This window comes from Streptomyces sp. NPDC002868, from assembly GCF_055563295.1.
In genome coordinates this window covers 109,872-135,177 of the sequence record NZ_JBVHDR010000015.1, presented here as the reverse complement: position 1 = coordinate 135,177, position 25,306 = coordinate 109,872, and the positions used below count along the sequence as shown (strand labels likewise).

Genomic DNA, 25,306 nt, shown 5'->3' with positions numbered 1-25,306 from the left:
GCCGGTAACGTCCACCTTCGTGACCGTGATCGCACTGTCCAGTGCCCGACGTCCCGCCCTTGCCGCCGCCTCGGTCTGTCTGCTCTCCTTCACGGCCTTCTGGATGGCGCAGCGCGCCGCCGACGTCTCCATGATCGACCTGATGGTCTACCGGGCGGAGGGCGAGACCGTACGCGCCGGAGCGGATCTCTACGCGATGCGCACCACCAAGGCGAACCTCCCGACGACCTACCCGCCGTTCGCCGCCCTGCTGTTCACGCCGCTCACCCTGCTCGGCGTCCCCGAGATGCGCGCCCTGGCCACTGCCGGGAACCTGCTCCTGCTCGTCGCCTTCGTCGACCTGTCGCTGCGGCTGACGCACCCGCACATGGACCGGTGCTCGGCGACGCTCTGGGTGGCCGCGGCCGCCGTGTGGTGCGAACCGGTGTGGACGACGCTCCGCTACGGCCAGATCAATCTGCTGATCGCGGTCGCCGTACTGTGGGACATCACCCGCCGCGATGGGCACAAGTGGGCGGGCGCGGGCATTGGGTGCGCGGCCGCCGTGAAGCTGACGCCCGCGCTCTTCGCGCTCTTCTTGCTGATCGCAGGCCTTGTACGGGCCCGGCGCGAGGGCTGGAACCCGTGGCTGCGGCGGGCGGCGACAGCAGCCGCGGTCTTCCTCGGCACAACGCTCGCGGCCGCCGCTGTCCTGCCGTACGACTCCCAGCGCTACTGGACCCGGATGGTCTTCGCAGCCGGCCGGGTCGGCCACGCCGAGGACACCGCAAACCAGTCGCTGCGCGGGGTCCTCGCCCGGCTGCTCCACACTCCCGATCCGGGGCCGTGGTGGGTCGCGGCGGCCGCTCTCGTCGCTGTGGCCGGGCTCGCCGTGTCCGTGGGTGCGGCGCTGCGCGGCGACCGGGCCTGCGCGGTCGTGGCCTGCGCGGCGACGGCACTGCTGATCAGCCCGGTCTCCTGGTCGCACCACTGGGTGTGGTGCGTGCCCATGGTGCTGCTCTTGGTGGCGCGCGGCAGCAGGGGGCGGGCGGCAGCGGCGGGGCTGGTGTTCTGTTCGTACGCCCTGTGGTGGGTACCGCACGGGCCGGGACAGCTCGAACTCGCCCAGAACAGCGGCCAGATGGTCCTTTCGGCCCTCTATTCGCTGACGGCCGCGACCGTCCTGGTCACGCTGTGGCGAATGAATAGAACCGTTTCAGAGTGCAGTGCTCGTCCAGGAGCCGCCCGTAGATCGGCTCCCCTTCGAGCTCTCTGTACGTCTCGATGGGGTCGCCCTTTATGATCAGCGCCCGCGCGCACTCCTCGCACCAGTACTGGTACTCGGGATTGATCGGGTCCATGTCCCGAACGATGGGCGTACCACCGCCGCACCAGTCGCATTTACGCCTGTGTGCACCCATCATTCAGCTCCAGCTATGGCCGCAGGCCGTGCACACGTAGGAAACTCCACCATTGTCGCCGAGGACTTGGGCGACATGCCCCGATCCACAGGACGGGCAACTGAGACGAGCGCGCACCTCCGCAGTGGCAAGCAGGTCATCGGCCTCCTCGCTGCTGCTGGCGGACATCGTGCTCTCCCTCCCGTTCTGGCCGGTGTCCCCTCCGGCCGTCCGATTCTGCCATGGCCACGCAAGAGGGTCAGCGGCGTTTACGTGTGGCCATCGCCATTCCTTCGCTGACGAGACCGGCCATCGCACCCAAGATCGACGCGGCTGCCAGCGCGAGGGCGCACACCCACAGCGCGTCGGCGGACTCCAGTACCCCGGGTACTGTCTGCCGATTCAGGAAGAGTGTGCCGAATGCCGCGACGCCGATCAGCTGTCCGAGCTGAGTGACGGTCACCAGCAGGCCACTCGCGTCAGCCGCGTCCTCCTGCCGTACGGTCGCGAGCGCTCTCGTGAGGGTGGGGCTGAAGGCGAGCGCCAGACCGGCGCCGACGCCCATGAAGGCGAGATACAGCCACAGCCCGCCGTCGCCGCCGTCCCTCAGCACCGCGCCGACCGCGACGCACGAGAGTGCCGTCAGCGTGAATCCGCCCGGGATCAGTGCCTTTTGCAGACCCGCGGGCCAGCGCCGCCAGGTCAGCCCGACCGCTCCGAAGATCAGCGCGGTCGGCGCGAACATCAGCCCCGCGCGGAGCGCGCTGTGGCCGAGACCACCCTGGGCATGCAGGGTGAGCGCGAAGAGGAAGCCCGCGTTCACCGCCATCACCAGGATGATCCGCAGCACTGCCCGGCCCATGCCCGCGATACGCAGCACGCGCGGCGCGATGAGCGGGGCGCCCCCGCGCCCTGCCAGCTTCGACTCGTACGCCAGGAAGCAGCCGAAGAGCACCGCGGAGGCCCCGAGCGAGAGCCAGGACCAGGCCGGCCAGTCCTGTTGCTGCCCGAGCACCAGCGGCACGGTGAACAGCGACACGGCGGCGGCGAGCAGCACCAGACCGGGCAGGTCGAGGCCGCGGGCGCGCTCGGGCTCGGGCTCGTCGCGACGGTCCTTGGGGAGCACCCGCGCGCCCAGCACCAGCAGCGCGAGGCCGATCGGCACGTTCACCAGGAAGACCGGCCGCCAGCTCGCGCCGAAGAGGTCCGCGCTGACCAGGACACCGCCGACGACCTGCCCCGCGGCGGCTCCGGTCGCGAGGACCGCGGAGTACGCGCCGAGCGCGCGCACCCGCCCCTCGCCGGTGAAGTTCCGCTGGATCAGGCTGAGCACCTGGGGGATCATCAGTGCCGCACCCGCGCCCTGGACCAGCCGGAACGCGATCAACTGGCCGGTGCCCGCAGCGAGTCCGCAGGCGAGCGAGGCGGCGGTGAAGAGCAACAGCCCGCCCAGATAGGCCCGTCGGTGCCCCAGCAGATCGCCGAGCCTGGCGCCGGTGATCAGCAGGACGGCGTACGAAATCGTGTAACCGGCGATGACCAGCTGCAACCCCGCGCCGGACGCGTCGAGTTCGGTACGGATGGTGGGGGCGGCGACATTGACGATGAACGTGTCGAGGAGTGCCATGAACTGCGCGGCGAGCACGATCGCCAGCAGCAGGCGTGGCCGGTTGTCAGTGCCGGGGTCTTTACTGAGAAGTGGACTTTCCGGAGAGGTCGTCGTCATGGCAGCGAGCCTGACGCCGTTCCGGTACGGGTAACGAGAGCCCGCTGATGCTGGTACTGACAGCACCTGGCAAGGACGGGCCGGTGCCTCGACCATGGGGGATGTGACCACGATGACGGCGACGACGAACACCGCGGGCGCTGCGAACCACCGCCGCAGACCCGAGCTGGCCGCCTTCCTGCGCAGCCGCCGGGCGAGGGTGACGCCCGCCGATGTGGGCATGCCGCCGGGGCTCCGGCGGCGTACACCCGGGCTGCGCCGAGAGGAGGTCGCCCAGCTCTCCGGCGTCGGCGTCACCTGGTACACCTGGCTGGAGCAGGGCCGCCCGATCAACGCGTCGGCGCAGGTCCTGGACGCCGTGGCGCGCACGCTCCGGCTCGACCGGCCGGAGCGCGAGCATCTCTACCACCTGGCGGAGGTGGCGTACGCACCGGACCGGCAGGAGGACGCGCAGAGTGTGGGCCCGGAGATCCAGGGCCTCATCGACGCGCTCGACCCGCGCCCCGCCGTGGTCTACAACGCGCGGTACGACATCCTGGCGACCAACGCCGCATACCGCGATCTGTTCGCGCCCCGCCCGGAGCACCTCGGTATACGCAATGTGCTGTGGACGCTGTTCAAGGTGGCCGAGCCGGACTGCCCGCTGGTTTTCCGGGAGTCGGAGCTGCCGCTGATGGTGGCGCAGCTGCGCGGTGCGTACGGACGGCATGTGGGCGAGCCGGCCTGGGAGTCGTTCATCCACCGGCTGACGGCCGCCAGCGGCTACTTCACCGAACTGTGGGAAAGCGGGAACGTCCTCCCGCCGGGCCCGCGAGTGAAGACGTTCCGGCACAAGGCCATCGGCGAGGTGCGGATGACGTCCGTATCGCTGTCGATCAACGGAATGCCGGAGTGCCGGATCGTCGCCTATACCCCGAACGACGAGGAGAGCCTCATACGGATCGAGAAGCTGCGCGAACTGCGCGACTGAAACGCGAAATCCCGCCCTCTGATCGAGGACGGGACCCGGATTGTGAAACTTGTGGAGCTAAGGAGAATTGAACTCCTGACCTCCTGCATGCCATGCAGGCGCTCTACCAACTGAGCTATAGCCCCGCGTGTTCTTCGCGCTCGGCGCTGCGAACAAGAAGAACTTTAGCCTGCGACCTGCCGGAAAGTGAAATCCGGGGGTGCGAGGCCGAGGGCAGGGCCCGGGCGGGGTCAGTCGTCGTCGCCGAGGACCGGTTCCGGAAGCGTGCCTGCGTTGTGCTCGAGCAGACGCCAGCCGCGCGCGCCCTCGCCGAGCACCGACCAGCAGCAGTTGGAGAGCCCGCCGAGGCTCTCCCAGTGGTGGGCCTCCAGACCGAGCAGCCGGCCGATGGTGGTACGGATCGTGCCGCCGTGGCTGACCACGACCAGCGTGCCGTCGTCGGGCAGCTTCTCGGCGTGGTGCAGCACCACGGGAGCGGCCCGGTCGGCGACCTCGGTCTCCAGCTCGCCGCCGCCGCGACGCACGGGCTCGCCGCGCTTCCATGCGGCGTACTGCTCGCCGTACCGAGCGACGATCTCGTCGTGGGTCAGGCCCTGCCAGGCGCCCGCATACGTCTCGCGCAGGGAGGCGTCGTAGGAGATGTCGAGCCCGGTGACCTCGGCCAGCTCGCCCGCCGTGGCCGCCGCTCGCTTGAGGTCGGAGGCGACGATCGCGTCGGGCCTGAGGGAGGCGAGCAGCCGGGCGGCCCGGCGCGCCTGGGAGACGCCGGTCTCGGTCAGCTCTATGTCCGTGGAGCCCTGGAAGCGGCGCTCCAGGTTCCACGACGTCTGGCCGTGCCGCCACAGCACGACGCGGCGCCCTCTGCCGGTGCCGCCGCTGCGCTTGCTGTTGTCGCCGCCGTTCAGCTCAGCTCACCGTCCGGGTCACCGGCGAGCCGTGCGTGCTCCTCGGCCCTGCCGCGGGTCTTCAGAGCGTCCTCGGGGAGAGGCAGCTCCGGGCAGTCCTTCCACAGCCGCTCCAGGGCGTAGAAGACACGCTCCTCGCTGTGCTGGACGTGCACGACGATGTCGACGTAGTCGAGCAGGATCCAGCGGGCGTCGCGGTCGCCCTCGCGGCGCACCGGCTTGGCGCCGAGCTCCTTGTTCAACCGCTCCTCGATCTCGTCGACGATCGACTTGACCTGGCGGTCGTTGGGCGCGGAGGCGAGCAGGAAGGCGTCGGTGATCGACAGCACGTCGCTGACGTCGTAGGCGATGATGTCGTGCGCGAGCCGGTCGGCTGCCGCCTGGGCGGCGGCATTGACGAGCTCGATGGAGCGATCCGTGGCGGTCACAAGCAGGCTTTCGTCGTCGGTCAGGTACCCCTCAAGGGTCTCACGGACCACCGACAGCCCTTGCCGTGTTTATTCGCCCCTGATCAGGGCCCCGATCATGCAGTCTTGATCATTCAGTCCTGTAGTCCTTGCCGAGGACGACGGAGACGTCGGCGTTGGGGGCAGGATCGCCCTTCTTGACCGCGCTCGCCGGCAGGCCCAGAGTCTTGGCGACCTCCGCCGCCTTCGCCTTCTGCGCCTCGTCCGCGTAGGTGACGCGCGAGGTCGACGCGGTGTCCGCCTTGCCGCCGTCGAGCACCGAGTAGCCGCCGTTGACCAGGTCGATCCGGGCCTTCTCCGTGGCACTGGTCTTCCCGGTGGCGTTCTTGATCCCGACACGGACGGCCGCGTCCTTGTCCGGCGCGGTGACCTTGCCGCCCAGGACGTCCTTGACGACGCTGTCGGCGGCCTGCGCGGTGAGCGTGCCGTCCTGCTGGACCGGCAGCAGCGCCGTCTTGTAGTCGCCGCCCTTGGCGTGCTCGGCGAGCTTGGCGAGCGAGGCGCCCAGATCGCTCTCGCGCAGCGACGGGTCGAGGATCTGCGCCAGCGTCTCCACGGTGACGGTCGCCGTCTTCGGGTCGTCCGGGAACTTCTTCAGGACGCCCTGCATGACCTGCCCGAAGCGCTGCAGCTGCTTCGCCTCGGCCTCGCCGGGCCCGAGGTGGGTGGCGTACGCGACGGCGGCGCGGCCGTTCAGCGTCTGGTTCTCACCCTTCTTCACCAGCGGCGCCTCGCCCTTCTTGGCGCCGGGCACGTCGGTGTCGGTGGTCAGGTCGATGGTGCCGACCAGCTCGACGAGGTTCTCCAGATACGGGGTGTCGAGCCGCCAGGTGCCGGTGATCTTGGCGCCGAGGAGGGTGCCGACGGCCTCCCGGGTGCCCGTCGAGCCGTCGTCCTCGACCGACTTGCCGAGGGTGGTGGCGGTGCCGTCGTCGTTGCCGACGGAGAGGGAGTTGGGGAGCAGGACGGTGGTGCCCTGCTTGGTGGTTGCGTTGTCCACGAGGAGGGCCGTGGAGGTGCCCTTCTTCTTGGTGTTGTGCAGATGCACCACGATCACGTCCCGCTTCTGCGGTCCGGTCGCCGTGCTGTTCTTCTTTCCCGTGTCTGACAGGCCGGGCAGCTTGCCCGCGTACCAGAGGTAGCCGACGCCGCCCACGACGGCGAGCGCGAGGACGACGACGAGCGAGACGATGCGGTTGCGGCCGCGGCGCTTGGCCTCCTCGCGCCGCTCGGAGCGGCTCTCGGTGAACTTCAGCCAGTCGATGACGTCTTCGGAGTCCTCGTCGGGCTCCTCGATGAAGGAGAACTGCTCGGTGCGGTAGTCACGGTCGGGCGCGGGCCGACGCTGCCCGGGCACGGCGGCCTGCCCCTGCTCGGGTGCCCGCGCGGCCCGGGGCGCCTGCGTGGGTGGCTCGGCCGGGGCCGGGTGCTGCTGCGGGATGCTCCACTGCTGGGTGGTGTCGACGGCGGCGGGCTGCTGGCCGGTGTCGTAGCCGTAGCCCTCGTACCCGTAACCCTGGCCCTGCGGCTGCTGGCCCTGCGGCTGCTGGGCCTGCTGCTGGCCATACGGGTCGTACTGCTGAGGCTGGGCGTACGGGTCGTATCCGTAGCCCTGGTCCTGACCCTGCGGCTGCTGGGGTTGCCGTGACTGCTGCGGTTGCTGAGAGTGTTGCGGCTGCTGCTGCGCGTAGGGGTCGTACGGCTGGGGCTGCTGATAGACCGGCTGCCCGTACTCGTCATAGCCGATGATCTGCGGCTGCTGGTAGTACGGGTCGTACGGGTTCTGCTGGTCATTCACCGGTGCCCCTCTCCGTGGCTCACTCGCCGCGGTACAACTGGCGCTTGTCGATGTAGCGCACCACACCATCCGGCACCAGGTACCAGACCGGATCGCCCTCCGCGACCCTCGCCCGGCAGTCGGTCGACGAGATCGCGAGCGCCGGAACCTCCACCAGGGAGACCCCGCCCTCCGGCAACCCGTCGTCCGTCAGGTCGTGACCCGGCCGGGTCACACCGATGAAGTGGGCGAGCGAGAACAGCTCTTCGGCGTCGCGCCAGCCGAGGATCTGGGAGAGCGCGTCGGCTCCGGTGATGAAGAAAAGATCCGCGTTCTTGTTGAGGGAGCGCAAGTCCCGCAGCGTATCGATCGTGTAGGTCGGGCCGCCGCGGTCGATGTCGATGCGGCTCACCGAGAACTGCGGGTTGGACGCCGTGGCGATGACCGTCATCAGATAGCGGTCCTCGGCCGGAGACACCGCTTTGTGGCTCTTCTGCCACGGCTGCCCGGTCGGTACGAACACCACCTCGTCGAGGTGGAACAGGGCGGCCACCTCGCTGGCGGCCACCAGGTGTCCATGGTGGATCGGGTCGAACGTCCCGCCCATCACGCCGATTCGGCGCTTGCCGGCACCGGAACCCGAACCGGTAGGCACTTCCTGCTCTCCCATGCGTGCAGAGCCTACTGGCACGGCGGCACGGCCCGGACTCAGCGGTCGCGGTTGAAGCGGGTGGTGATCCACAGCATCAGAAGCAGCACGAACAGCGCGCCGCCCCCGGTGAGGTAGGGGTTGAGGCTTTCGTGGTTGCCACCGTGCTCGGCGCCTTCGGCGAGAGTGACCAGGTTGGCGGCGGTGCTGGCGAGGCTCATCTTCAGCAGGACCTATCGATCGGGAGTCGGAACTCGGGAATCGGACGGGCGGAGAGACTTCGCGGACATCGTATGCGGGCGGCCCGGGCACGCTCACGCCGACTCAGTCGTTGTCCTGGTCGTCGGCGCCGTTTCCGCGGTAGCCGCGCAGCAGGAACCAGGCGAGCACGGCCGCTCCGGCGATCGACGCGATCAGCAGGATGCGCAGCGTATTGCCCAGTCCCTGCTGCTCGGATGCGGCGGCGAACAGTGCGGCGGTGTCCGGCATGTCGGGTGTACTCCTCAGTTATCCACAGCCCCCGCCACACCGTAGCTCCAGCACCTACGCTGGGGTCCGTCAGGGGGACGAGCCGGTATTAGCACCAACAGGGGCCAACAGGGGGCTTGAATGACCGAAAGCAGTCACGAGAGCGTGCCGAGCAGGCAGCGCAAGCGCTTCCCGGGCATCTCTTCACGGGCGTACGAACATCCCGCTGACCGCTCGGCGCTGGTCGCCCTGCGCAGGCTCAGCGGCTTCGACACCGTTTTCAAGGCGCTGAGCGGACTGCTGCCGGAGCGCAGCCTGCGGCTGCTCTTCCTCTCCGATTCGGTGCGGGTGAGCGACGCCCAGTTCGCGCATCTGAACAGCATGCTGCGGGACGCCTGCTACGTCCTGGACCTGGAGAAGGTCCCGTCGATGTACGTCACACAGGACCCGCGGCCCAACGCCATGTGCATCGGCCTGGACGAGCCGATCATCGTGGTCACCACCGGGCTGGTGGAACTGCTCGACGAGGAGGAGATGCGGGCGGTCGTCGGGCATGAGGTGGGCCATGCGCTCTCCGGCCACTCCGTCTACCGCACGATCCTGCTCTTCCTCACCAATCTCGCGCTGAAGATCGCGTGGATCCCGCTCGGCAATGTCGCGATCATGGCGATCGTCACAGCGCTGCGCGAGTGGTTCCGCAAGTCGGAACTCTCGGCGGACCGCGCCGGGCTGCTGGTCGGCCAGGACCTGCAGGCGTCGATGCGCGGCCTGATGAAGATCGCCGGCGGCAACCACCTCCACGAGATGAACGTCGACGCGTTCCTGCAACAGGCCGAGGAGTACGAGGCGGGCGGCGATCTGCGCGACTCCGTGCTGAAGATCCTCAATGTGCTGCCCCGCTCGCACCCGTTCACCACGGTGCGCGCCGCCGAGTTGAAGAAGTGGGCCGAGAGCCGCGACCACCAGCGGATCATGGACGGTCACTACCCGCGGCGCACGGAGGACAAGGACACCTCGGTGTCCGACTCCTTCCGCGAGTCTGCCGCGCACTACGCCGACACCGTGCGCACCAGCAAGGATCCCCTGATGAAGCTGGTCGGCGACATAGCCGGCGGCGCGGGCGACCTGGGCGGCAAGCTCCGGGACAAGTTCACCGGCGCGAGCGGCAGCGGAAGCGGCGGAAGCTCCGGCGGGAGCAAGGGCAACGACAGCGGCAACGGCAGCGGTCCGGCGAACGAGAACGGCACCGGGAGCGGCGGCGGCCAGGGCGAGAGCTGAGCGGCAGCCAGGGCGAGAGCTGAGCGGCAGCGGTCAAGGCGAAAGCTGAGCGGCAGCGGTCAAGGCGAAAGCTGAGCGGCGGCGACCGCGGTCAGGGCGAGGGCTGAGCTCCGGGCGCCAGCGAGCCGCAGAGCGCCGCGGTGGCCTGGCCCGTCGCATACGGGTCGGTGCCCGCCGGGCCGCCCGTGGTCGCCCGCTCGCCGGCGAGCAGCGGACGCAGGGTGCCGGACGCGTCCGCGGAGCAGGCCTGCGGGCCGGCCTGGACATAGCTGACCAGCAACTCCGCGCGGTGCTGGTTCAGATCGTCCCGGTCGAAGCGGAAGTGCAGCTCACGGCGGACGGTGAACAGCGAGGCCGGCCCGCTCACGCCGACCGGCCGCAGCGCGTAGGCGAAAGTGTGGTCCGACGTCACCTCCAGGGCGTCGGGCCCCGCCTCGGCGATGCGCAGCGTTCCCTGCACCCGCACCTGAGGGTCAGCCAGCGCCACTTTCGCCGCGTCGTAGCGCACCAGCCAGCCGGTGGCAGCATGGCGGCCGTCGGCGGCCGGGGTGGCCATGCTCCGGTCGAACTGCTCCAGTTGGTCGGGGTCGAGCAGCACCCGCACCGGCCGCACCGCACCGCCCGTGAGGACATCGGGGTTGAGGGAGGACTGCACGAGGTAGTCCTTCGCGGTGGTCAGGGCCGTCATCACCTGGCCCTCGGAGAAGCTCTTGGTGCGCTGGGCAGCGGGCAGATTGATTCCCGAGGCTCCGATACGGAATTGCGCGGCGGGGCTGTGCGCATACAGGTCGGCGGGGGTGCCACCCGGGACAGGGCCCTGCGGCGCCAGCGGGATCACCGTGATCCGCAGCGGCTCGGCGTGCTTGGCGACCGGTGCCTGGTATGGATGCCGGATGCCCAGGTATATGGCCGTTCCGAAGGCCATCGCGACCAGCAGGATGAGCACCAGGAACTGTCTGGAACCCCTTCTGCGACCCCCGGCGGGGAGGCTGCGCACGGCTCGCGCGTGCTCGCCCATCCGCTCCTGCGCCGAGAACTCCTGAAGCCGGGCAGCCCGCACGAACGATTCGTCGAAGACGACGGATCGGTACTCGTCCTCACCACCGCCGGGGAGTCCCTCGGGTGTCCCCTCAGGCGGGTCTCCGCGCCCAGCCATACTTTCAGGGTAGGTCTGGCGGGGCTGCGGTAAACGCGCTGGTGCGCGACAAACTCCGACGAGTTCTTACGTGGCCGTCCAAGGACCCTTGAGCGGTCGCTCAAGGGTCCTTGGAGCGGTCGTCCGATGGGATTGCAGACCCGGCGTACAGGGGGGCGCACAAGGGGGCGTACAGAGCCTGCTCAGGGGGTGCGGGGGTCCGCCGAAACCGGCGGCGCGGAGTACTCCGCGGAGGCCGAGGGCCCGCCCACCCGGGCCGTGGCAGAGCCGGTTGTGGGTGTGGCGTCGACGCCGGTGGTGGCGGGCGGCGGGACCCGGTCCTGGCGGTTGCCCGCCGCCCCGCGGTAGACGGCCGTGAAGGCGAGGGCGACCATCCCGATGCCCATCAGCAGGGCGAGGATCCAGGCCACCGGACGGTGCCAGCGGGCGCTGCCGCGGTAGGGGCGCAGGGCGCCGCCGTGCCGACCGTAGGGCCCGGAGTACTCGTCGTCGGGATCCGTGCCGTCGTCATCGTCGTACGCCCGCTCCCGGCCGTATCCCCCGCCGGGGCCGTATCCGTCGTCGTAGAGCTCCTCGTCGGGCACCCCGCCGCGGCGTCTGCCGCGTGCGGCCTCGGCCTCGGCGCGGGCCTGGGCCGCAGCCAGCAGTCGCTCGACGGCGGTCGGCTCATGGACCTCGGCGGCCCGTACGAAGTCCTCGTCGAACACCACGGAGGCGAAGTCCTCGTCCGCGCCCCCGCGGTCGTCGTCGGGCTCCCAGCCGTCCGGAAACGGCCTGCCCCCCACGTCGTCCGGCACGCCTTCAGAGTAGACCGGGCCAGTCGGTTTGGGCAGGGAGAGCGTGAACTCTCCCTGCCCGAGTGACGCCCCGCACAGCCCCCTTGACGATCACCGAGTGTGACCGTCTCCCGTCACGATGTACTTCGTCGAGGTCAGCTCCGGCAGGCCCATCGGGCCGCGCGCGTGCAGCTTCTGCGTGGAGATTCCGATCTCGGCGCCGAATCCGAACTGGCCGCCGTCCGTGAAACGCGTGGACGCGTTCACGGCGACCGTCGTGGAATCGACCAACTGGGTGAACCGGCGGGCCGCCGCCTGCGAGGTGGTGACGATCGCCTCTGTGTGCCCGGAGGACCAGAGCCGGATGTGGGCGACGGCCGCGTCCAGCGAGTCGACGACCGCTGCGGCGATGTCGTACGAGAGGTACTCCGTCTCCCAGTCCTCGGCCGTGGCCGCCACGATCGTGGCCTTGGTGGCGTCGGCGTACTCCAGCACCCGCTCGTCGCCGTGCACCTTCACCCCGGCCTCGGCCAGCGCGTCCAGCGCGCGCGGCAGGAATTCGGCCGCGATGTCCTGGTGGACCAGGAGCGTCTCGGCTGCGTTGCAGACGCTCGGCCGCTGCGCCTTGGAGTTGATCAGGATGTCGACGGCCATGCCGAGATCGGTCTGGGCGTCCACGTAGACATGGCAGTTGCCGGTGCCGGTCTCGATGACCGGGACGATGGACTCCTCGACGACCGTACGGATCAGGGACGCGCCGCCGCGCGGGATCAGGACGTCCACCAGGCCGCGGGCGCGCATCAACTCCCGTACGGAATCGCGGCTTTCACCGGGTACGAGCTGCACCGCGTCGGCAGGCAGGCCGGAGCCGCCGACCGCGTCCCGTAGGACCTTCACCAGCGCGGAGTTGGAGGAGTACGCCGAGGAGGAACCGCGCAGCAGCACCGCGTTGCCGGACTTCAGACAGAGCGCCGCGGCGTCCACGGTGACGTTCGGCCGGGCTTCGTAGATGATCCCGACGACTCCGAGGGGGACGCGGACCTGGCGCAGGTCGATGCCGTTGGGCAGGGTCGAGCCGCGCACCACCTCGCCGACCGGATCGGGCAGCGCAGCCACGTGCCGGACGTCGGCGGCGATGGCCCGCACCCGCTCCGGGGTCAGGGTGAGCCGGTCGATGATCGACTCGCTGGTGCCGGCCTCCCGGGCACGCGCGATGTCCTCGGCGTTGGCCGCGACGATCTCGCTCGTACGGACCTCGAGCGCGTCCGCGATCGCCAGCAGCGCATCGTCCTTGGCCGACCGCGGCAGCGGCGCGAGGTCGGCGGCGGCGCCACGAGCCCGGTAGGCGGCCTTGGCGACCGGGGAGAGGTTGTCGTACGGCGAGAGCGAGGTCATACCCGCAGGGTAATGGCCTCCCCGCGGGCGTCCATCACGTATCCCGCACTACGAGACGGAAGTGAGACGGAAGGGGTGGGACGGGGTCCGGACGGAAGGGGCGGGAGGGGTTCAGAAGGTGGGTTCAGAAGGTGGGTTCAGAAGGGGTGTACGCCCACCGGGGCGGCCGGCGGCGGGCCGTAGCCCTCCGCGATGCGCTGGTGGTACGTCTGGCGGTCGATGACCTCCAGACCCACGATCTCCCACGGCGGCAGCTGGGCGCTGGAGCGGTGCTCGCCCCACAGCCGCAGCGCGACCGCCGCGGCGTCGTGCAGGTCCCGCGCCTCCTCCCAGTAGCGGATCTCCGCGTGGTCGTTGGCGTACCGGCTGGTCAGCAGGAAGGGGTGGTCGTGCGCGAGCTGCTCCAGGCCGCGCCGGACCTCCTTCAGCGGGGCTTCGGCGCCGGAGACGCTGAGAGTGATGTGCCACAGCTTCGACTGCACACGCTCTTCACCGCGGGTATCCGTCTCCCTGGCCGTGTCCGTGCCGTGGCCCGCCTGGCCGTCGTCGAAGTCCGCTCCCGCTCCGACGCTGGTCAGGGCTCGTTCCTCGCCCACGGCCCTGCGGCCGTGGGGGACGCCCCCCGTCCCGCGGGGCACATCCCCTGGGCGCGCTCGTCGCACCGGCGGCCTCCTGTTGCATGTGTCGTGTTGCTGTACCCCGCCATTCCTCCGCAACAAAGTTGACCAGTCCCGGGCGTAGCGTGGGGCGCTTTTGGTGAAGGTCTCTGCCAGAAGACTGGACTTTCAGCCGTTTCAGGGGTGCAGGACGACCAGATCGTCCCTGTGTACGACCTCCCGCTCGTACTCCGGGCCGAGTTCCTGGGCAAGTTCCCGGGTGGAGCGGCCGAGAAGCTGCGGAATCTCCTTGGCGTCGAAGTTGACGAGCCCGCGGGCCACGGCGTGGCCCTCGGTGTCGCGCAGTTCGACCGGGTCCCCCGCGCTGAATTCGCCCTCGACCCCGGCGATCCCGGCCGGCAGGAGCGACTTCCTGCCGTGCACGACGGCCCGTACCGCGCCGTCGTCCAGGGTCAGGGAACCCTGCGGGGTGGAGGCGTGGGCGAGCCAGAGGAGCCGGTCGGCGGAGCGGCGCCCTGTGCTGTGGAAGTACGTGCCGGTGGCGCGGCCCGCGAGGGCGTCGGCGGCGCGGACGGCGGAGGTGAGGACGACGGGGACGCCGGCGGCGGCCGCGATCCTGGCCGCCTCGACCTTGGTGGCCATGCCGCCGGTGCCGACGCCGGCCTTGCCCGCGCTGCCGATCTGTACGTGGGCGATGTCGGCGGGGCCGCGGACCTCGTCGATCCGGGAGGCGCCGGGCTTGGCCGGGTCCCCGTCGTAGAGGCCGTCGACGTCGGAGAGGAGGACCAGCAGATCCGCCCGTACGAGATGGGCGACGAGGGCGGCGAGACGGTCGTTGTCGCCGAACCGGATCTCGTCCGTGGCCACCGTGTCGTTCTCGTTGACGACGGGGACGGCGCCCATGTCGAGCAACTGGTCCAGGGTCCGGTAGGCGTTGCGGTAGTGGGCGCGGCGGCTGGTGTCGTCGGTGGTGAGGAGCACCTGGCCGACGCGTACGCCGTAGCGCGCGAAGGAGGCGGTGTAGCGGGCGACGAGAAGGCCCTGGCCGACGCTGGCGGCGGCCTGCTGGCGGGCCAGGTCCTTGGGGCGGCGGGCCAGGCCCAGTGGCGCGAGGCCCGCGGCGATGGCCCCGGAGGAGACCAGCACTATCTCCTTCTCGCCGCCGCTGCGGACCTTGGCCAGCACGTCGACGAGGGCGTCGACGCGGTCGGCGTCGAGTCCGCCGGCCGCGGTGGTCAGGGAGGACGAGCCGACCTTGACGACGATCCTGCGGGCTTGCGTTACCTGCTGTCTTGCCACTGTCACAGAGCCGAATCTATGTCAGGGCGCGCGGTGGGCGCTCGGCCATTTCACTCGCTGGACAGCGTGCCGCCGGCTGTCGCGGGCGGGTCGCCGCACCTCGCGGATCGGAGCGAACGGCCTCCCCAAGGGCCCGCCTTGGCGTCACCGCCGGCGGGACACCGGCCCGCAAGGCCCGTGCGGCGCTACACCGCCGTACGGGCCCTGAGCAGCAGGCGCCGTACGTCCCTGCGCAGCCGGCGCAGCACCCGCCGGCCGAAGGGAACCTTTCGCTTCACCACGGGTGCGAGCAGCGCCTCCTTCAGCAGATCCGGCCGTCCCCAGGCGACGCAGGTGAGCCGCCGCCGCTCCCTGGCACCCAGCCGCCGCGCCACAGTCGGCGTCCAGTACGCCTCCATCAAGGGCGCTGCCAGCTCCAGCTTGTGGAGCAGGATCTCCTCCTTCTGCTTCAGCACGACGGGACCGAACTGCGGCAGCAGTGTCACCAGGAACGGCCTGACCATCAGCTGGTCGCGCTTCGGGCCCGGTGGTTCGTACTCGGCTATCAGCTCCATCAGCACCCGCGCCGAGTGGAAGCGCAGCGTGTAACTGCCGCTCTTGGTCACCTGTTTGCCGTCGTCGCGGCCGACCAGGTAGTAGCAGGTGTAGTCGGCGACCACGGAGACGCCGTTGCCCCGCAGGTACGCCTCCATGGTGAACAGCGCGTCCTCGCCGGTGTGCATGGTCTCGTCGAAGCGCATGCCCAGCCGTACGAGAAGTTCGCGCCGGAAGAGCTTCTGCGCGCTCAGCGTGAACTTGACGTTGGAGGCGTAGATGTCGGCGCGCTCGACGTTCTTCGCCCACATCGACTTGGCGGCGTTGCGGTTGACGCCCTTGATCTTGCCGAGCACCACATCCGTACCGGCGCGGTCGGCCATCGCGACCATCCGCTCCAGCGCCTCTTCACCGAGATAGTCGTCGGCGTCGAGAAAGAACACATACCGGCCACGCGCCAGCGACAGCCCGACATTACGCGGACCACCGGGACCACCGGAGTTGGCCTGCCTGACCACCCGCATCGGGACCTTCGTCCCCGCCGCGAACTCCTCCAGACACTCCCCGGTGCCATCGGTCGAACCGTCGTCGACAGCCACAATCTCGATCCGGTCGGCACCAATGCTCTGCGCCTCGACCGACTCCAGACACCGCACCAGATACGGCATGGCCTCATAAGCCCCGATGATCACGCTGACTTCGCACATGGACACTCCGGCAGTTTTGCGCGAGGAAGATCGCGCCATGCTGCCCTGTCCGTGTATCCCCCGCGTGTCGGACGCGACACGGCACTGAAACCCAGCGTGGGGCCGGCGTGGAGCCGACGTGGTGCAGGCGCGCGGCGCGGCGTGGGGGCGTCAGGCCCCGCGCCCCAGCCCGCGCAGCGCCCGCCGGGCCCACCGCGCCGCGCGCCTGGCGAACGACGCACCGTTCTGGCGGCCGGGCGCGACAGGCGACGGCAGAGGTGTGACGCGTTCCCCGCCGACCTGTTCGGCCACGCGCACCTCGTAAACCGCGTCGGGCAGCCCCTCCGTCCCGTCCCCGAAGTGCGGATACGCGAGATACCTGCACCCGTCGCGCACCACGACCTCGGCTGCGGTCCCGGCCCGCTCGAATGCCAGCACGTCCTTCAGGAGGTCGAAGTGTCCCAGCGCGGCGCTGGTGAGCCGAAGCCGCTCGCCGACCTTGAGGCGCTTCGCCACACCCTCGGTCCAGTACGTCTCCATCAGCGGAGCCACGAGCGCGAGTTTCTCCCGGCCTCTCTCCTCCGGCTGCTTCAGCACGATGGGGCCCAGCTGGGGCAGCAGCGAGGTCGCGAAGGGCCTGACCATCAGCAGGTCACGCCGGTCACCCGGCGGCACATGCGCGGCGATCAGCTTCATCAGGGCGTGCGCCGCATCGATGATCGCGGCGTGGTCGACGCCCTTGGTGACGTGTTTGCCGTCGTCGCGGCCGACCAGGTAGTAGCAGGTGTAGTCGGCGACCACGGAGACGCCGTCGCCACGCAGGTACGCCTCCATGGTGAACAGCGCGTCCTCCCCGAGGCGCATGGTCTCGTCGAAGCGCATGCCCAGCCGTACGAGAAGTTCGCGCCGGAAGAGCTTCTGCGCGCTCAGCGTGAACTTGACGTTGGAGGAGAAGACATCCGTACGCTCGGCGCTCCGGTGGTACATCGACTTGGCGGCGCCGCGGTTGACGCCCTTGATCTTGCCGAGCACCACATCCGTACCGGCGCGGTCGGCCATCGCGACCATCCGCTCCAGCGCCTCTTCACCGAGATAGTCGTCGGCGTCGAGAAAGAACACATACCGGCCACGCGCCAGCGACAGCCCGACATTACGCGGACCACCGGGACCACCGGAGTTGGCCTGCCTGACCACCCGCATCGGGACCTTCGTCCCCGCCGCGAACTCCTCCAGACACTCCCCCGTGCCATCGGTCGAACCGTCGTCGACAGCCACAATCTCGATCCGGTCGGCACCAATGCTCTGCGCCTCGACCGACTCCAGACACCGCACCAGATACGGCATGGCCTCATAAGCCCCGATGATCACGCTGACATCGGGCTCGTTCACGTTCATGGCCCGCCATCCTGTCGTTGTTACGAGGCGGACGCCAAAACGGTCAGCCTGCGACCGGCGAGTCCAGCCCGGTGACCGCGGTGTCGGTGTCCCCGGCCACGGTGTCCTCTCCCACGTCGTCCAGATCCCCCTCCAGGTCGACGAGCTGCTGACCGGCCCCGGCGTTGCGTGCTTCGGACCGGGCCGCCAGCGCCGCCACGGCGGCGTTGAACTGCTCGATGGAGGTGGGTTCGTCGGGCCCGAGCAGATACCGCTTCAGCTCGCGCCGTGCCTCGGCGAGGGTGTCCGCGGCCGGGTCGGCGACGGCGGCCAGCAACTCACCGAGTTCCTCGGCGCTGTTGGAGAGGATGACCGCGGCCCGTACGGCGGTGTTCTGCCGCCTGAACTCCTCGGTGCCCACCTCCGCCGAGTCGGTCACGGCGTACGGCTTGCCGCTCGCGATGAAGTCCGAGACCACGCTGGAGATGTCGGACACCATGCCGTCCGCCTCGTTGAAGCAGTCGTACAGACGCGGCTCGGTGCCGGTCACCGTCCTGTGCTGCCACCAGCCGAACGAGTTCCAGTACGCCTCGTTCCACTCCGCGCGCAGCTTCTTGATCTCTTCGAGGCGCTGCGGGTCCGCGAGCGAGACCCGCGACGTCTCCGACTCGTCGCCACCCGGCCGGCCGGGCTTGGACAGCTCGGCCAGCCGCGCTTCGACCCGGGCCAGGGTCGCCCGTGCGGCGGCCTGGTCGGCCTGTGCCGCAGCCGCCTCCTTGGCCCAGCGGGGCTCGGCGGCGCGCTCGGCGGCCGCCTTCTCGACCAGCGCCAGGATGCGCGTGTGGACGGCCTTGGCCCTGGCGCTGCGGGTGCCCGTGAAGGGGTGCGGCTTGTAGATCAGCCGGACCGGCTGCTCGGCGTTGAGCAGCCGCTTGACGATGTTCTCGCCGGCCAGCAGCAGGGAGGTGTTGCCGGGGTTGTCGTCCCAGCCTTCCCAGGTGGGGGCGTACAGGATGGTCGGCATCGGGTTCTTCGGGGCGCCGGTCCAGGAGGCTATGGGGGCCAGCTGGGGGCGGCCGACCTCGACGATGTCCTCGTCGCGCACGCCGACGTCGGCGAGGGCGTACCGGTCACGGCCGGCCCGCCCGGCCGTCCACACCTCGTCGTACACCTTGCTGAACGGGTTGACGCTGGCCATCTTGTCGCTGTCACCGTGCCCGATGAAGACATGCTTCATGGTCGGTACGCGCAGCATGTGGATGTTCTTGCCGACGTTGGCCGGGTACAGCGTCACGCGGACCGTGGAGAGGTCCATGTTCATCAGGTGGATGCCGCCGGGCACACAGATGACCGGCACCGAAGTCGCTTCCAGCTGCGGCACGATGTAGCGCTCGCGGAGGATGATCACCGCCCGGGCATCCAGCTGCTCCAGGGTTTCCATCCACATCTTCACCTGGTACGCCGACTCCTTGGAGCCGGAGAAGTACATGGCCACGGTCGGCCGGTACTCGCGCAGCCACCGGTCGACGCCCTTGAGCACCTGGGGCGCGGTCGGTACGCGCCTGTTCCGCCGGATGTACCGGAAGAGGGCACCGGTGTAGAGCACCGCCAGGCCGACGGCGACGGCGATACCGACGTACGCGAAGACGTTCTGGTGCGTCCGGGCGGCGATCAGCACACCCGCCACGGCCGGGATGTCCAGGTGGAGCAGCTTCTCCGCGGACCGGCGCAGCAGGGCCCTGGGCGGGGCGTCCGGGATCTTGAGGCCGTGAAGATCGACGTTACGCGTGACCACCGGCATGGTGCGGCGCAGCTTGATCAGGGTGGCCAGGGCGCCGTGCGGGGCCTGGAGACCGAAGAGGAACAGGAAGCCGCCGACCGCCACATAGAAGAGGGTCTGCTCAGCCAGGTTCAGCCGGGCCAGCAACAGGACCAGCAGCAGCTGACGCACCAGGAAGCGCATCGGCAGAGCGAACTTGATCTTGTTCAGCCTGTTGACGAGATAGCTGCCACGCCGATGCAGGTACCAGTCCGTGGCATAGGTCACGACGGCGGCCGCGACGAAGCCCCAGAAACTCGGGATCAGCGCGGCGAGCAGCGCGCACGGAAAGCCCAGTCCCAGAAGGACTGCGGCGACCAATTCTGATCCACTGCCCACGCGGGCCAGGCGAATGGCGGTCGAAATCACGAAGAACCTGCTCCAAGGGGTGCCGGTTTACCACATTAAGATGCAAACGCGAAGTATAAGCTTCACGAATTGAGGCCTCCGTGTTCGCGTTATGGCGACCACGGAGGCCCAACAATTTAATTGTTGCCGAATATTACACGTCTTCCTGGCGGTCCAGGACGGATGCCAGTGCCTGCTCGAACCCCGATGCTTCGGTCGCCTCGCGGGTCGGATCCTGCTGTCGTACGTCGATGACATGACCGGTCAGCTCGGAGAGCAGAACGTCCAGAGAGGTCCTGGCCACAGCCTCGGAGGAGAGCAGCGAGCCGGTGGGCTCCTGGCCGAAGGCCTTGGTGCGCATCGGGGTCGCCGTGCGCTCGGGATTCACGCAGTTGACGCGAATTCCGTCGGCCGCCCATTCGTCGGAGAGGGCCTGGGTGAGGTTGACCATGGCCGCCTTGGTCGACGAATAGAGGCTGTACTCGGCACGCCCGCGGGTGTAGCTGGAGGAGGTGTAGAGCAGCAGCTGCCCCTTGGTCTCCGCCAGGTACTTGTACGAGGCGCGGGCGATCTGGACGGGCGCCAGGTAATTGACGTTCAACGCCTCCTGGATCGTCGTGTTGTCCGTCTCCGCGAGCTTGCCGATGCGCAGCACACCCGCGGTGTTGATGACGTAGTCGATCCGGCCGGTCTCGGAGTACGCCTTGGAGAGCGCGTCGTCGACGTGCTCCGGGTTCTCCACATGCGTGCCCGTGGTGGAGCGACCCAGCGCGTAGACGTTCGCGCCGTACTCCTTCGCCAGCGCGGCGATGTCCGCGCCGATGCCGTACGAGCCGCCGAAGACGACCAGCGTCCGGCCCGCCAGCAACTCGCGGTAAGCCGCCTCGTCCGCCTGGCGCGGAGACGCGGTGGTGGCCAGCTGGAAGAGCTTGTCGGCGATGAAGACGTCGACCGGCTGGGTCACCTTCATGTTGTACTCGTCGCCCGCGACGACATAGATCGGCACGTCCGGCAGATACTTCAGCACCACGGAACAGTCGTCCGTGGCCTGGAAGTTCGGGTCGCCGGCCGCGATCTCGTACGCCCTGCGGATGGTGGAGAGCTTGAATGCCTGCGGCGTCTGGCCGCGGCGCAGCCGCGAGCGGTCCGGGACGTCGGTGATGAACTCGCCGTCCTCGCCGTGGGTGCGGGTCACGATGATCGTGTCCGCGGACGGGATGGCGACATCGACGGCCTGATAGCGCTCGAGGGCGTCAACACACCCCTGGATCACACGCTGTGACAAAAGCGGACGGACCGCGTCATGGAAGAGGACATTGCGGTCCTCCCCCTCGGCGAGTCCCTCACCGAGCGCGGCGATGGCCCGCTCGGTGGTCTCGTTGCGCGTGGACCCGCCCTCTATGACCTTGGTGACCTTGGTCAGTCCGGCCTTTGCGATGATCTTCTCCACGTCGGGCACAAAACCCGGCGCCATCAGCACAATCACGTCGTCGATGGACTCGGCCTGCTCGAAGATCGTCAGCGTGTGCTCGATGACAGCCTTGCCGGCGATCTTCAGCAGCTGCTTGGGGATCGACAGACCCACGCGCTGGCCGGTGCCACCGGCGAGCACGACCGCTGTGGTTCGGGGCTTGACTATGTGCTGCACAGACACAGACGACCTACCTTGCGGGGGCGGGGGAACATTCCGATGGTTGCACTCTCAGTTACCGTCTCGCAAGGCGGGTGTCTTCCACTCCACACCACCGTGCAACCTGCCGTTTGCCTTGTCATCAGGCCAATCCGGTCGCGCACAACGATTGACCAGGTGACCGAGACCACACGAACAAGCGGAAGGAACCACTCCTCCAGGCAAAGGCCGACAGGAGCTGACCCACGGAATTCACGTGCGGGAAATCTCTACAGATCAACCACGTTGAGAGCGAGATCGTTGGAGTCCGTGTAGAAGAAACGCACTCGGACTCTCTTCTTGGGCCTTCTGAGGACCTTCTTGGCGACAGAGCGGGCGAGGCTCTCCTTCCTCTTCTTGGGCAGAATAGTCAACGGATAGTTGTAGATGTCCTTCTTCATGACGACGTCGTCCAGCAGCCGCCCGATCTTCGCCGGTTGGGCCTCCGGCGCGTAACGGAGCAGGGCGTCCCACACATCGTGCGTGGTGGCCTGCTGCGCGGCCGGCTGAGCACAGGGGACGGTGAAGTGGAAGACATGCGCATCCTCCCACCGCCCGGTGATGGTCAGTTCACGCGCCGGCCTGCCGCGACGGCGCAGCACGAGCACGGGTTCACCGGCCGGGGCGGCGCCGATCAGGCGGCCCGACAGCGTGACCTTCTTGCCGGCGAGCCGCACATCCGCGGCCTCCGCGTGCACCGGCCGGACCCAGGACCGCAGGACGAGCGTGCCCTTGACCTTGTCGGCGTACGGCACGAGGTTGCGGACGGCCTCGCCCGGCACCAGCCGCTCCGCGGCGTGCATGGCGCCGCGCTGGTCGACATTGCGGCTGCCCAGCCGCGAGCGCGCACCGGTGGCCGCCATCTCGACGAAGAGCTCCCAGACACCCTCGCCGAGCTGCTCACCCGCCGGGATCGTGACGGATCCGTCCGGCCCGAACGCGTACGTGCGGACCTCGGTACTGCCCTCCGTACGTACGCACATCAGCCGCAACCCCGCCTCGTCGGCCGACGGGCGCGGGCTGACGAGGGTGAGGACCAGCGCGCCGTCCGCGGCCACCACACAGTCGGCGACCGGTGCGAAGTCCGGCACGGAGCCGCGCGGTGACGTGCCGGCAGCCAGTTCCTCGAAGAGGTTCTCGTACTCCTTGACGACCTGGGAGGGGTCGAAGCGGCGGGCGCTCTCCCGCGCGGCCGCGCCCAGCCGGCGCCGCAGCGCCTCGTCGTCGATCAGCTTGAGCAGCGCGTCGACGATCGCTTTCACATCACCGACCGGGACGAGGACACCGTCCTCGCCACTGTTGATGATTTCGCGCGGTCCGTAGTCGCAGTCGGTGGAGATCACCGGCAGACCGCAGCGCATGGCCTCGACGAGCGTCATGCCGAACGACTCGTGGCGCGAGGTGGAGACGGCGATGGCGCCCTTGGCCCACTCGGGTTCGATGGGTGAATGCGGCCCCATGAGGTGGACCTTGTTGTAGAGGCCCATCTTCAGGATCTGGTCGCGGAGTCCGGGGCGCCGGTCGCCGCCGCCGTAGATGCGCAGCACCCAATCCGGGCGCACGGCCGTGACCTTGGCGAAGGCGTCGATCAGGACGTTGTACTGCTTCTCCGTCGCCAGCCGGCCGGCCGCGACGACGGTGCTGCCCGTCCCGTCGCAGGGGGCGACCTGCGGCTCGGGGACGCTGTTGGGGATGGCCAGCACCCGGGTGCTGGGCAGCGGCATCTTCTCCCGCCACACCTTGGCGTCACCCTCGGAGACCGTCACAAAAGCGTCGATCGCGGCGAGATGCTCGTACATCTCGGCACGCAGCGCCGCCTTGTGGTGGTTGTGCGTCATGTGTTCCTGGCCGATGCGGACCGCGCCGGCGGGGGCGAACTGCGCGACGTACGCGACGAGTCCGGGCCGGGTGCCGACGACGACGTCCGCGTTCGAGGCGGCGTAGTGCTCGCGGACGCGGTCGTCGGTGAGCCGGCTGTACTCCTTGTAACGTGCCTCGTTCTGCGGGAAGAACGTCGCGGGCTGGAGCTGGAAGGGATGCTCCTTCTCGTTCGTCGGCGAGTTCGCGCGCGTGTCGACGAGGGGTACGACGGTGATGCGCGGGTCGATGGAGAAGAGCGGGACGTCCCGGTGCCGGAAGACCGAGACGATCTCCACCTCGTGCCGGTTCACAAGCTCTTCGGCGAGGTTGAGCGTGGTGCGGATCGTCCCGCCAATACCGTAAACGGTATGGATGAGGAAGGAGATCTTCATCGGCCCTCGGTGCTCCGTTCAACTGGGACTCGGGAGGCGAACGGGTAGTCCCCGTATCGCCACACGCCAGTCAGACGGGTCTGAGAGCCCGGAGGTTGCCCCTGATCCGCGGATTTAGCCGGATCAGGGGACACAGAACGGGATGAACTCGTCATAATCACAATGTGCCTCGTCCCGAGGCCTACGGCACACCAGGGCCGCCGCGGGCACCACCCCGCTGCCGGGCGCCGTCCTAGAACGGGTCGAACTCGTCGTACTCCCGCTGCGCCTCGTCCCGCTCCGCGTCGCGGTCCTTCCGCCGCTGCGCCGCCGGACGCGGGGCCTCCAGTCGGTGGTCCTCGCCGCGGCGGCCGAGCATCTCCGCGCCCGCCATCATCGTCGGCTCCCAGTCGAAGACGACCGCGTTGTCCTCGGGGCCGATGGCCACGCCGTCGCCCGCGCGGGCGCCGGCCTTCATCAGCTCATCCTCGACACCGAGGCGGTTGAGGCGGTCGGCGAGGTAGCCGACGGCCTCGTCGTTGTTGAAGTCGGTCTGGCGGACCCAGCGCTCCGGCTTCTCCCCGCGCACCCGGAACAGCCCGTCCTCCTCCTGCACGACCGTGTAGCCCGCGTCGTCGACCGCCTTCGGGCGGATGACGATTCGGGTCGCCTCCTCGACCGGCTTGGCCGCGCGCGCCGCAGCGATGATCTCGGCCAGCGCGAAGGAGAGCTCCTTCAGGCCCGTACGGGCGATGGCGGACGCCTCGAAGACGCGGTAGCCGCGTGCCTCGAGATCCGGGCGGATCATGTCCGCGAGGTCCTGGCCGTCCGGGATGTCGATCTTGTTGAGGACGACGATGCGCGGGCGGTCGTCCAGGCCGCCGTACTGCCGCAGCTCCTCCTCGATCACATCGAGGTCGGAGACCGGGTCGCGGTCGGACTCCAGCGTCGCGGTGTCCAGGACGTGCACGAGCACCGAGCAGCGCTCGACATGGCGCAGGAACTCCAGGCCGAGGCCCCTGCCCTGGCTGGCGCCCGGGATCAGACCGGGGACGTCGGCGATGGTGTAGACGGTCGACCCGGCGGTGACCACGCCCAGGTTCGGGACGAGCGTGGTGAACGGGTAGTCCGCGATCTTCGGCTTGGCCGCGCTGAGCACCGAGATCAGGGAGGACTTGCCGGCGCTCGGGTACCCGACCAGCGCCACGTCGGCGACGGTCTTGAGCTCCATGACGACGTCACGGGCCTCGCCCGGCTCGCCGAGCAGCGCGAAGCCGGGTGCCTTACGGCGGGCGGAGGCCAGCGCTGCGTTGCCGAGGCCGCCGCGGCCGCCCTGGCCGGCGATGAAGGTGGTGCCCTGGCCGACCAGGTCGGCGAGCACATTGCCCTGCTTGTCGAGGACGACGGTGCCGTCGGGCACCGGCAGGACCAGGTCCTGGCCGTCCTTGCCGGAGCGGTTGTCACCGGCGCCGGGCTGACCGTTGGTCGCCTTGCGGTGCGGGCTGTGGTGGTAGTCGAGCAGCGTGGTCACCGACTGGTCGACGACCAGGATGACGTCACCGCCACGGCCGCCGTTGCCGCCGTCGGGGCCGCCGAGCGGCTTGAACTTCTCCCGGTGAACGGAGGCGCAGCCGTGGCCTCCGTTACCCGCGGCGACGTGCAGCTCGACGCGGTCCACGAAGGTGGTCATGGGTGTGCCTCCAGATTGGGGTCTCCCCGGCCGGAGGCTGGGGAAGTACGTACGAAATGTCTTAGCTTCAACACGCGAAAGGCGGACCCACTT

At 69.3% G+C, this 25,306-nt stretch carries 21 protein-coding genes, 1 tRNA gene and 1 pseudogene; 3 read left to right on the top strand and 20 right to left on the bottom strand.

Annotation, left to right across the window (positions count from 1 at the left end; all coding sequences use genetic code 11):
• Positions 1 to 19: 19 nt before the first annotated feature.
• Positions 20 to 1,243, top strand: a pseudogene (locus tag ACZ3H8_RS33780) (glycosyltransferase 87 family protein); the annotation flags it as partial.
• Here the strand turns inward: ACZ3H8_RS33780 and ACZ3H8_RS33775 are convergent.
• Both ACZ3H8_RS33775 and ACZ3H8_RS33770 read right to left on the bottom strand, forming a co-directional pair.
• Entirely contained in the window at positions 1,167 to 1,400 is a 234-nt protein-coding gene (locus tag ACZ3H8_RS33775) for a hypothetical protein (protein WP_307665976.1), read from the bottom strand. The pseudogene ACZ3H8_RS33780 and the gene ACZ3H8_RS33775 sit on opposite strands and share 77 nt — an antisense overlap.
• Before the next feature lie 238 nt (positions 1,401 to 1,638).
• Positions 1,639 to 3,105, bottom strand: coding sequence for an MFS transporter (locus tag ACZ3H8_RS33770; protein WP_467408222.1), 1,467 nt, complete (start codon positions 3,103 to 3,105; stop codon positions 1,639 to 1,641).
• Between the two features lie 94 nt (positions 3,106 to 3,199).
• On the opposite strand from ACZ3H8_RS33770, the gene ACZ3H8_RS33765 reads away from it, so the two are divergent.
• The gene (locus ACZ3H8_RS33765; protein ID WP_467408219.1) at positions 3,200 to 4,075 is read left to right on the top strand and encodes a helix-turn-helix transcriptional regulator; all 876 of its coding nucleotides are present in this window, start codon (positions 3,200 to 3,202) and stop codon (positions 4,073 to 4,075) included.
• A 52-nt stretch (positions 4,076 to 4,127) separates the two neighbouring features.
• Here ACZ3H8_RS33765 and ACZ3H8_RS33760 read toward each other — a convergent pair.
• The 7 genes from ACZ3H8_RS33760 to ACZ3H8_RS33730 all read right to left on the bottom strand — a co-directional run bounded on the left by ACZ3H8_RS33760 (position 4,128) and on the right by ACZ3H8_RS33730 (position 8,362).
• A tRNA-Ala gene (locus ACZ3H8_RS33760) sits at positions 4,128 to 4,200 on the bottom strand.
• Positions 4,201 to 4,305: 105 nt separating this feature from the next.
• On the bottom strand, positions 4,306 to 4,980 hold the full coding sequence (locus tag ACZ3H8_RS33755) for a histidine phosphatase family protein (RefSeq protein ID WP_467408262.1): 675 nt from the start codon (positions 4,978 to 4,980) through the stop codon (positions 4,306 to 4,308).
• Positions 4,977 to 5,408 (bottom strand): ribosome silencing factor, encoded by a 432-nt coding sequence (gene rsfS, locus ACZ3H8_RS33750; RefSeq protein WP_307665974.1) that lies wholly within the window; start codon positions 5,406 to 5,408, stop codon positions 4,977 to 4,979. The genes ACZ3H8_RS33755 and rsfS overlap by 4 nt, the downstream gene beginning before the upstream one ends.
• Positions 5,409 to 5,517: 109 nt before the next feature.
• Positions 5,518 to 7,245 (bottom strand): LCP family protein, encoded by a 1,728-nt coding sequence (locus ACZ3H8_RS33745; RefSeq protein WP_467408217.1) that lies wholly within the window; start codon positions 7,243 to 7,245, stop codon positions 5,518 to 5,520.
• Positions 7,246 to 7,264: 19 nt separating this feature from the next.
• Positions 7,265 to 7,894, bottom strand: a complete 630-nt coding sequence (gene nadD / locus ACZ3H8_RS33740) for a nicotinate-nucleotide adenylyltransferase (RefSeq protein WP_307663569.1) — start codon at positions 7,892 to 7,894, stop codon at positions 7,265 to 7,267.
• A gap of 38 nt (positions 7,895 to 7,932) precedes the next feature.
• Positions 7,933 to 8,094, bottom strand: coding sequence for a hypothetical protein (locus ACZ3H8_RS33735; RefSeq protein ID WP_307663568.1), 162 nt, complete (start codon positions 8,092 to 8,094; stop codon positions 7,933 to 7,935).
• Positions 8,095 to 8,197: 103 nt separating this feature from the next.
• On the bottom strand, positions 8,198 to 8,362 hold the full coding sequence (locus ACZ3H8_RS33730) for a hypothetical protein (protein ID WP_467408215.1): 165 nt from the start codon (positions 8,360 to 8,362) through the stop codon (positions 8,198 to 8,200).
• Positions 8,363 to 8,482: 120 nt separating this feature from the next.
• Between ACZ3H8_RS33730 and ACZ3H8_RS33725 the strand changes: the two genes are divergently transcribed.
• Positions 8,483 to 9,619: a M48 family metallopeptidase gene (locus ACZ3H8_RS33725; RefSeq protein WP_467408213.1), complete on the top strand. Its 1,137-nt coding sequence runs from the start codon at positions 8,483 to 8,485 to the stop codon at positions 9,617 to 9,619.
• Positions 9,620 to 9,710: 91 nt separating this feature from the next.
• Here the strand turns inward: ACZ3H8_RS33725 and ACZ3H8_RS33720 are convergent, their stop codons facing one another.
• The 11 genes from ACZ3H8_RS33720 to obgE all read right to left on the bottom strand — a co-directional run bounded on the left by ACZ3H8_RS33720 (position 9,711) and on the right by obgE (position 25,213).
• Positions 9,711 to 10,775, bottom strand: a complete 1,065-nt coding sequence (locus ACZ3H8_RS33720) for an SCO2583 family membrane protein (RefSeq protein WP_467408211.1) — start codon at positions 10,773 to 10,775, stop codon at positions 9,711 to 9,713.
• A gap of 182 nt (positions 10,776 to 10,957) precedes the next feature.
• Positions 10,958 to 11,572 carry an SCO2584 family spore wall biosynthesis protein gene (locus ACZ3H8_RS33715; RefSeq protein WP_467408210.1) on the bottom strand — a complete coding sequence of 205 codons (615 nt, stop codon included), beginning with the start codon at positions 11,570 to 11,572 and terminating at the stop codon, positions 10,958 to 10,960.
• A gap of 90 nt (positions 11,573 to 11,662) precedes the next feature.
• The gene (locus ACZ3H8_RS33710) at positions 11,663 to 12,946 is read right to left on the bottom strand and encodes a glutamate-5-semialdehyde dehydrogenase (protein WP_467408208.1); all 1,284 of its coding nucleotides are present in this window, start codon (positions 12,944 to 12,946) and stop codon (positions 11,663 to 11,665) included.
• A 137-nt stretch (positions 12,947 to 13,083) separates the two neighbouring features.
• Positions 13,084 to 13,608, bottom strand: a complete 525-nt coding sequence (locus ACZ3H8_RS33705) for a hypothetical protein (protein ID WP_398988622.1) — start codon at positions 13,606 to 13,608, stop codon at positions 13,084 to 13,086.
• A 132-nt stretch (positions 13,609 to 13,740) separates the two neighbouring features.
• Positions 13,741 to 14,868, bottom strand: a complete 1,128-nt coding sequence (proB, locus tag ACZ3H8_RS33700) for a glutamate 5-kinase (protein ID WP_467408205.1) — start codon at positions 14,866 to 14,868, stop codon at positions 13,741 to 13,743.
• Positions 14,869 to 15,047: 179 nt separating this feature from the next.
• Positions 15,048 to 16,103, bottom strand: coding sequence for a glycosyltransferase family 2 protein (locus tag ACZ3H8_RS33695; RefSeq protein WP_467408204.1), 1,056 nt, complete (start codon positions 16,101 to 16,103; stop codon positions 15,048 to 15,050).
• A gap of 150 nt (positions 16,104 to 16,253) precedes the next feature.
• Entirely contained in the window at positions 16,254 to 17,477 is a 1,224-nt protein-coding gene (locus ACZ3H8_RS33690) for a glycosyltransferase family 2 protein (protein WP_467408201.1), read from the bottom strand.
• Between the two features lie 43 nt (positions 17,478 to 17,520).
• Positions 17,521 to 19,614 carry a hypothetical protein gene (locus ACZ3H8_RS33685; RefSeq protein WP_467408200.1) on the bottom strand — a complete coding sequence of 698 codons (2,094 nt, stop codon included), beginning with the start codon at positions 19,612 to 19,614 and terminating at the stop codon, positions 17,521 to 17,523.
• A gap of 163 nt (positions 19,615 to 19,777) precedes the next feature.
• Entirely contained in the window at positions 19,778 to 21,277 is a 1,500-nt protein-coding gene (locus ACZ3H8_RS33680) for a bifunctional cytidylyltransferase/SDR family oxidoreductase (protein ID WP_307663557.1), read from the bottom strand.
• 245 nt (positions 21,278 to 21,522) lie between these two features.
• Positions 21,523 to 23,544 (bottom strand): glycosyltransferase family 4 protein, encoded by a 2,022-nt coding sequence (locus ACZ3H8_RS33675; RefSeq protein ID WP_467408197.1) that lies wholly within the window; start codon positions 23,542 to 23,544, stop codon positions 21,523 to 21,525.
• Between the two features lie 232 nt (positions 23,545 to 23,776).
• Positions 23,777 to 25,213, bottom strand: a complete 1,437-nt coding sequence (obgE, locus tag ACZ3H8_RS33670; RefSeq protein WP_467408196.1) for a GTPase ObgE — start codon at positions 25,211 to 25,213, stop codon at positions 23,777 to 23,779.
• Between the last annotated feature and the right edge of the window lie 93 nt (positions 25,214 to 25,306).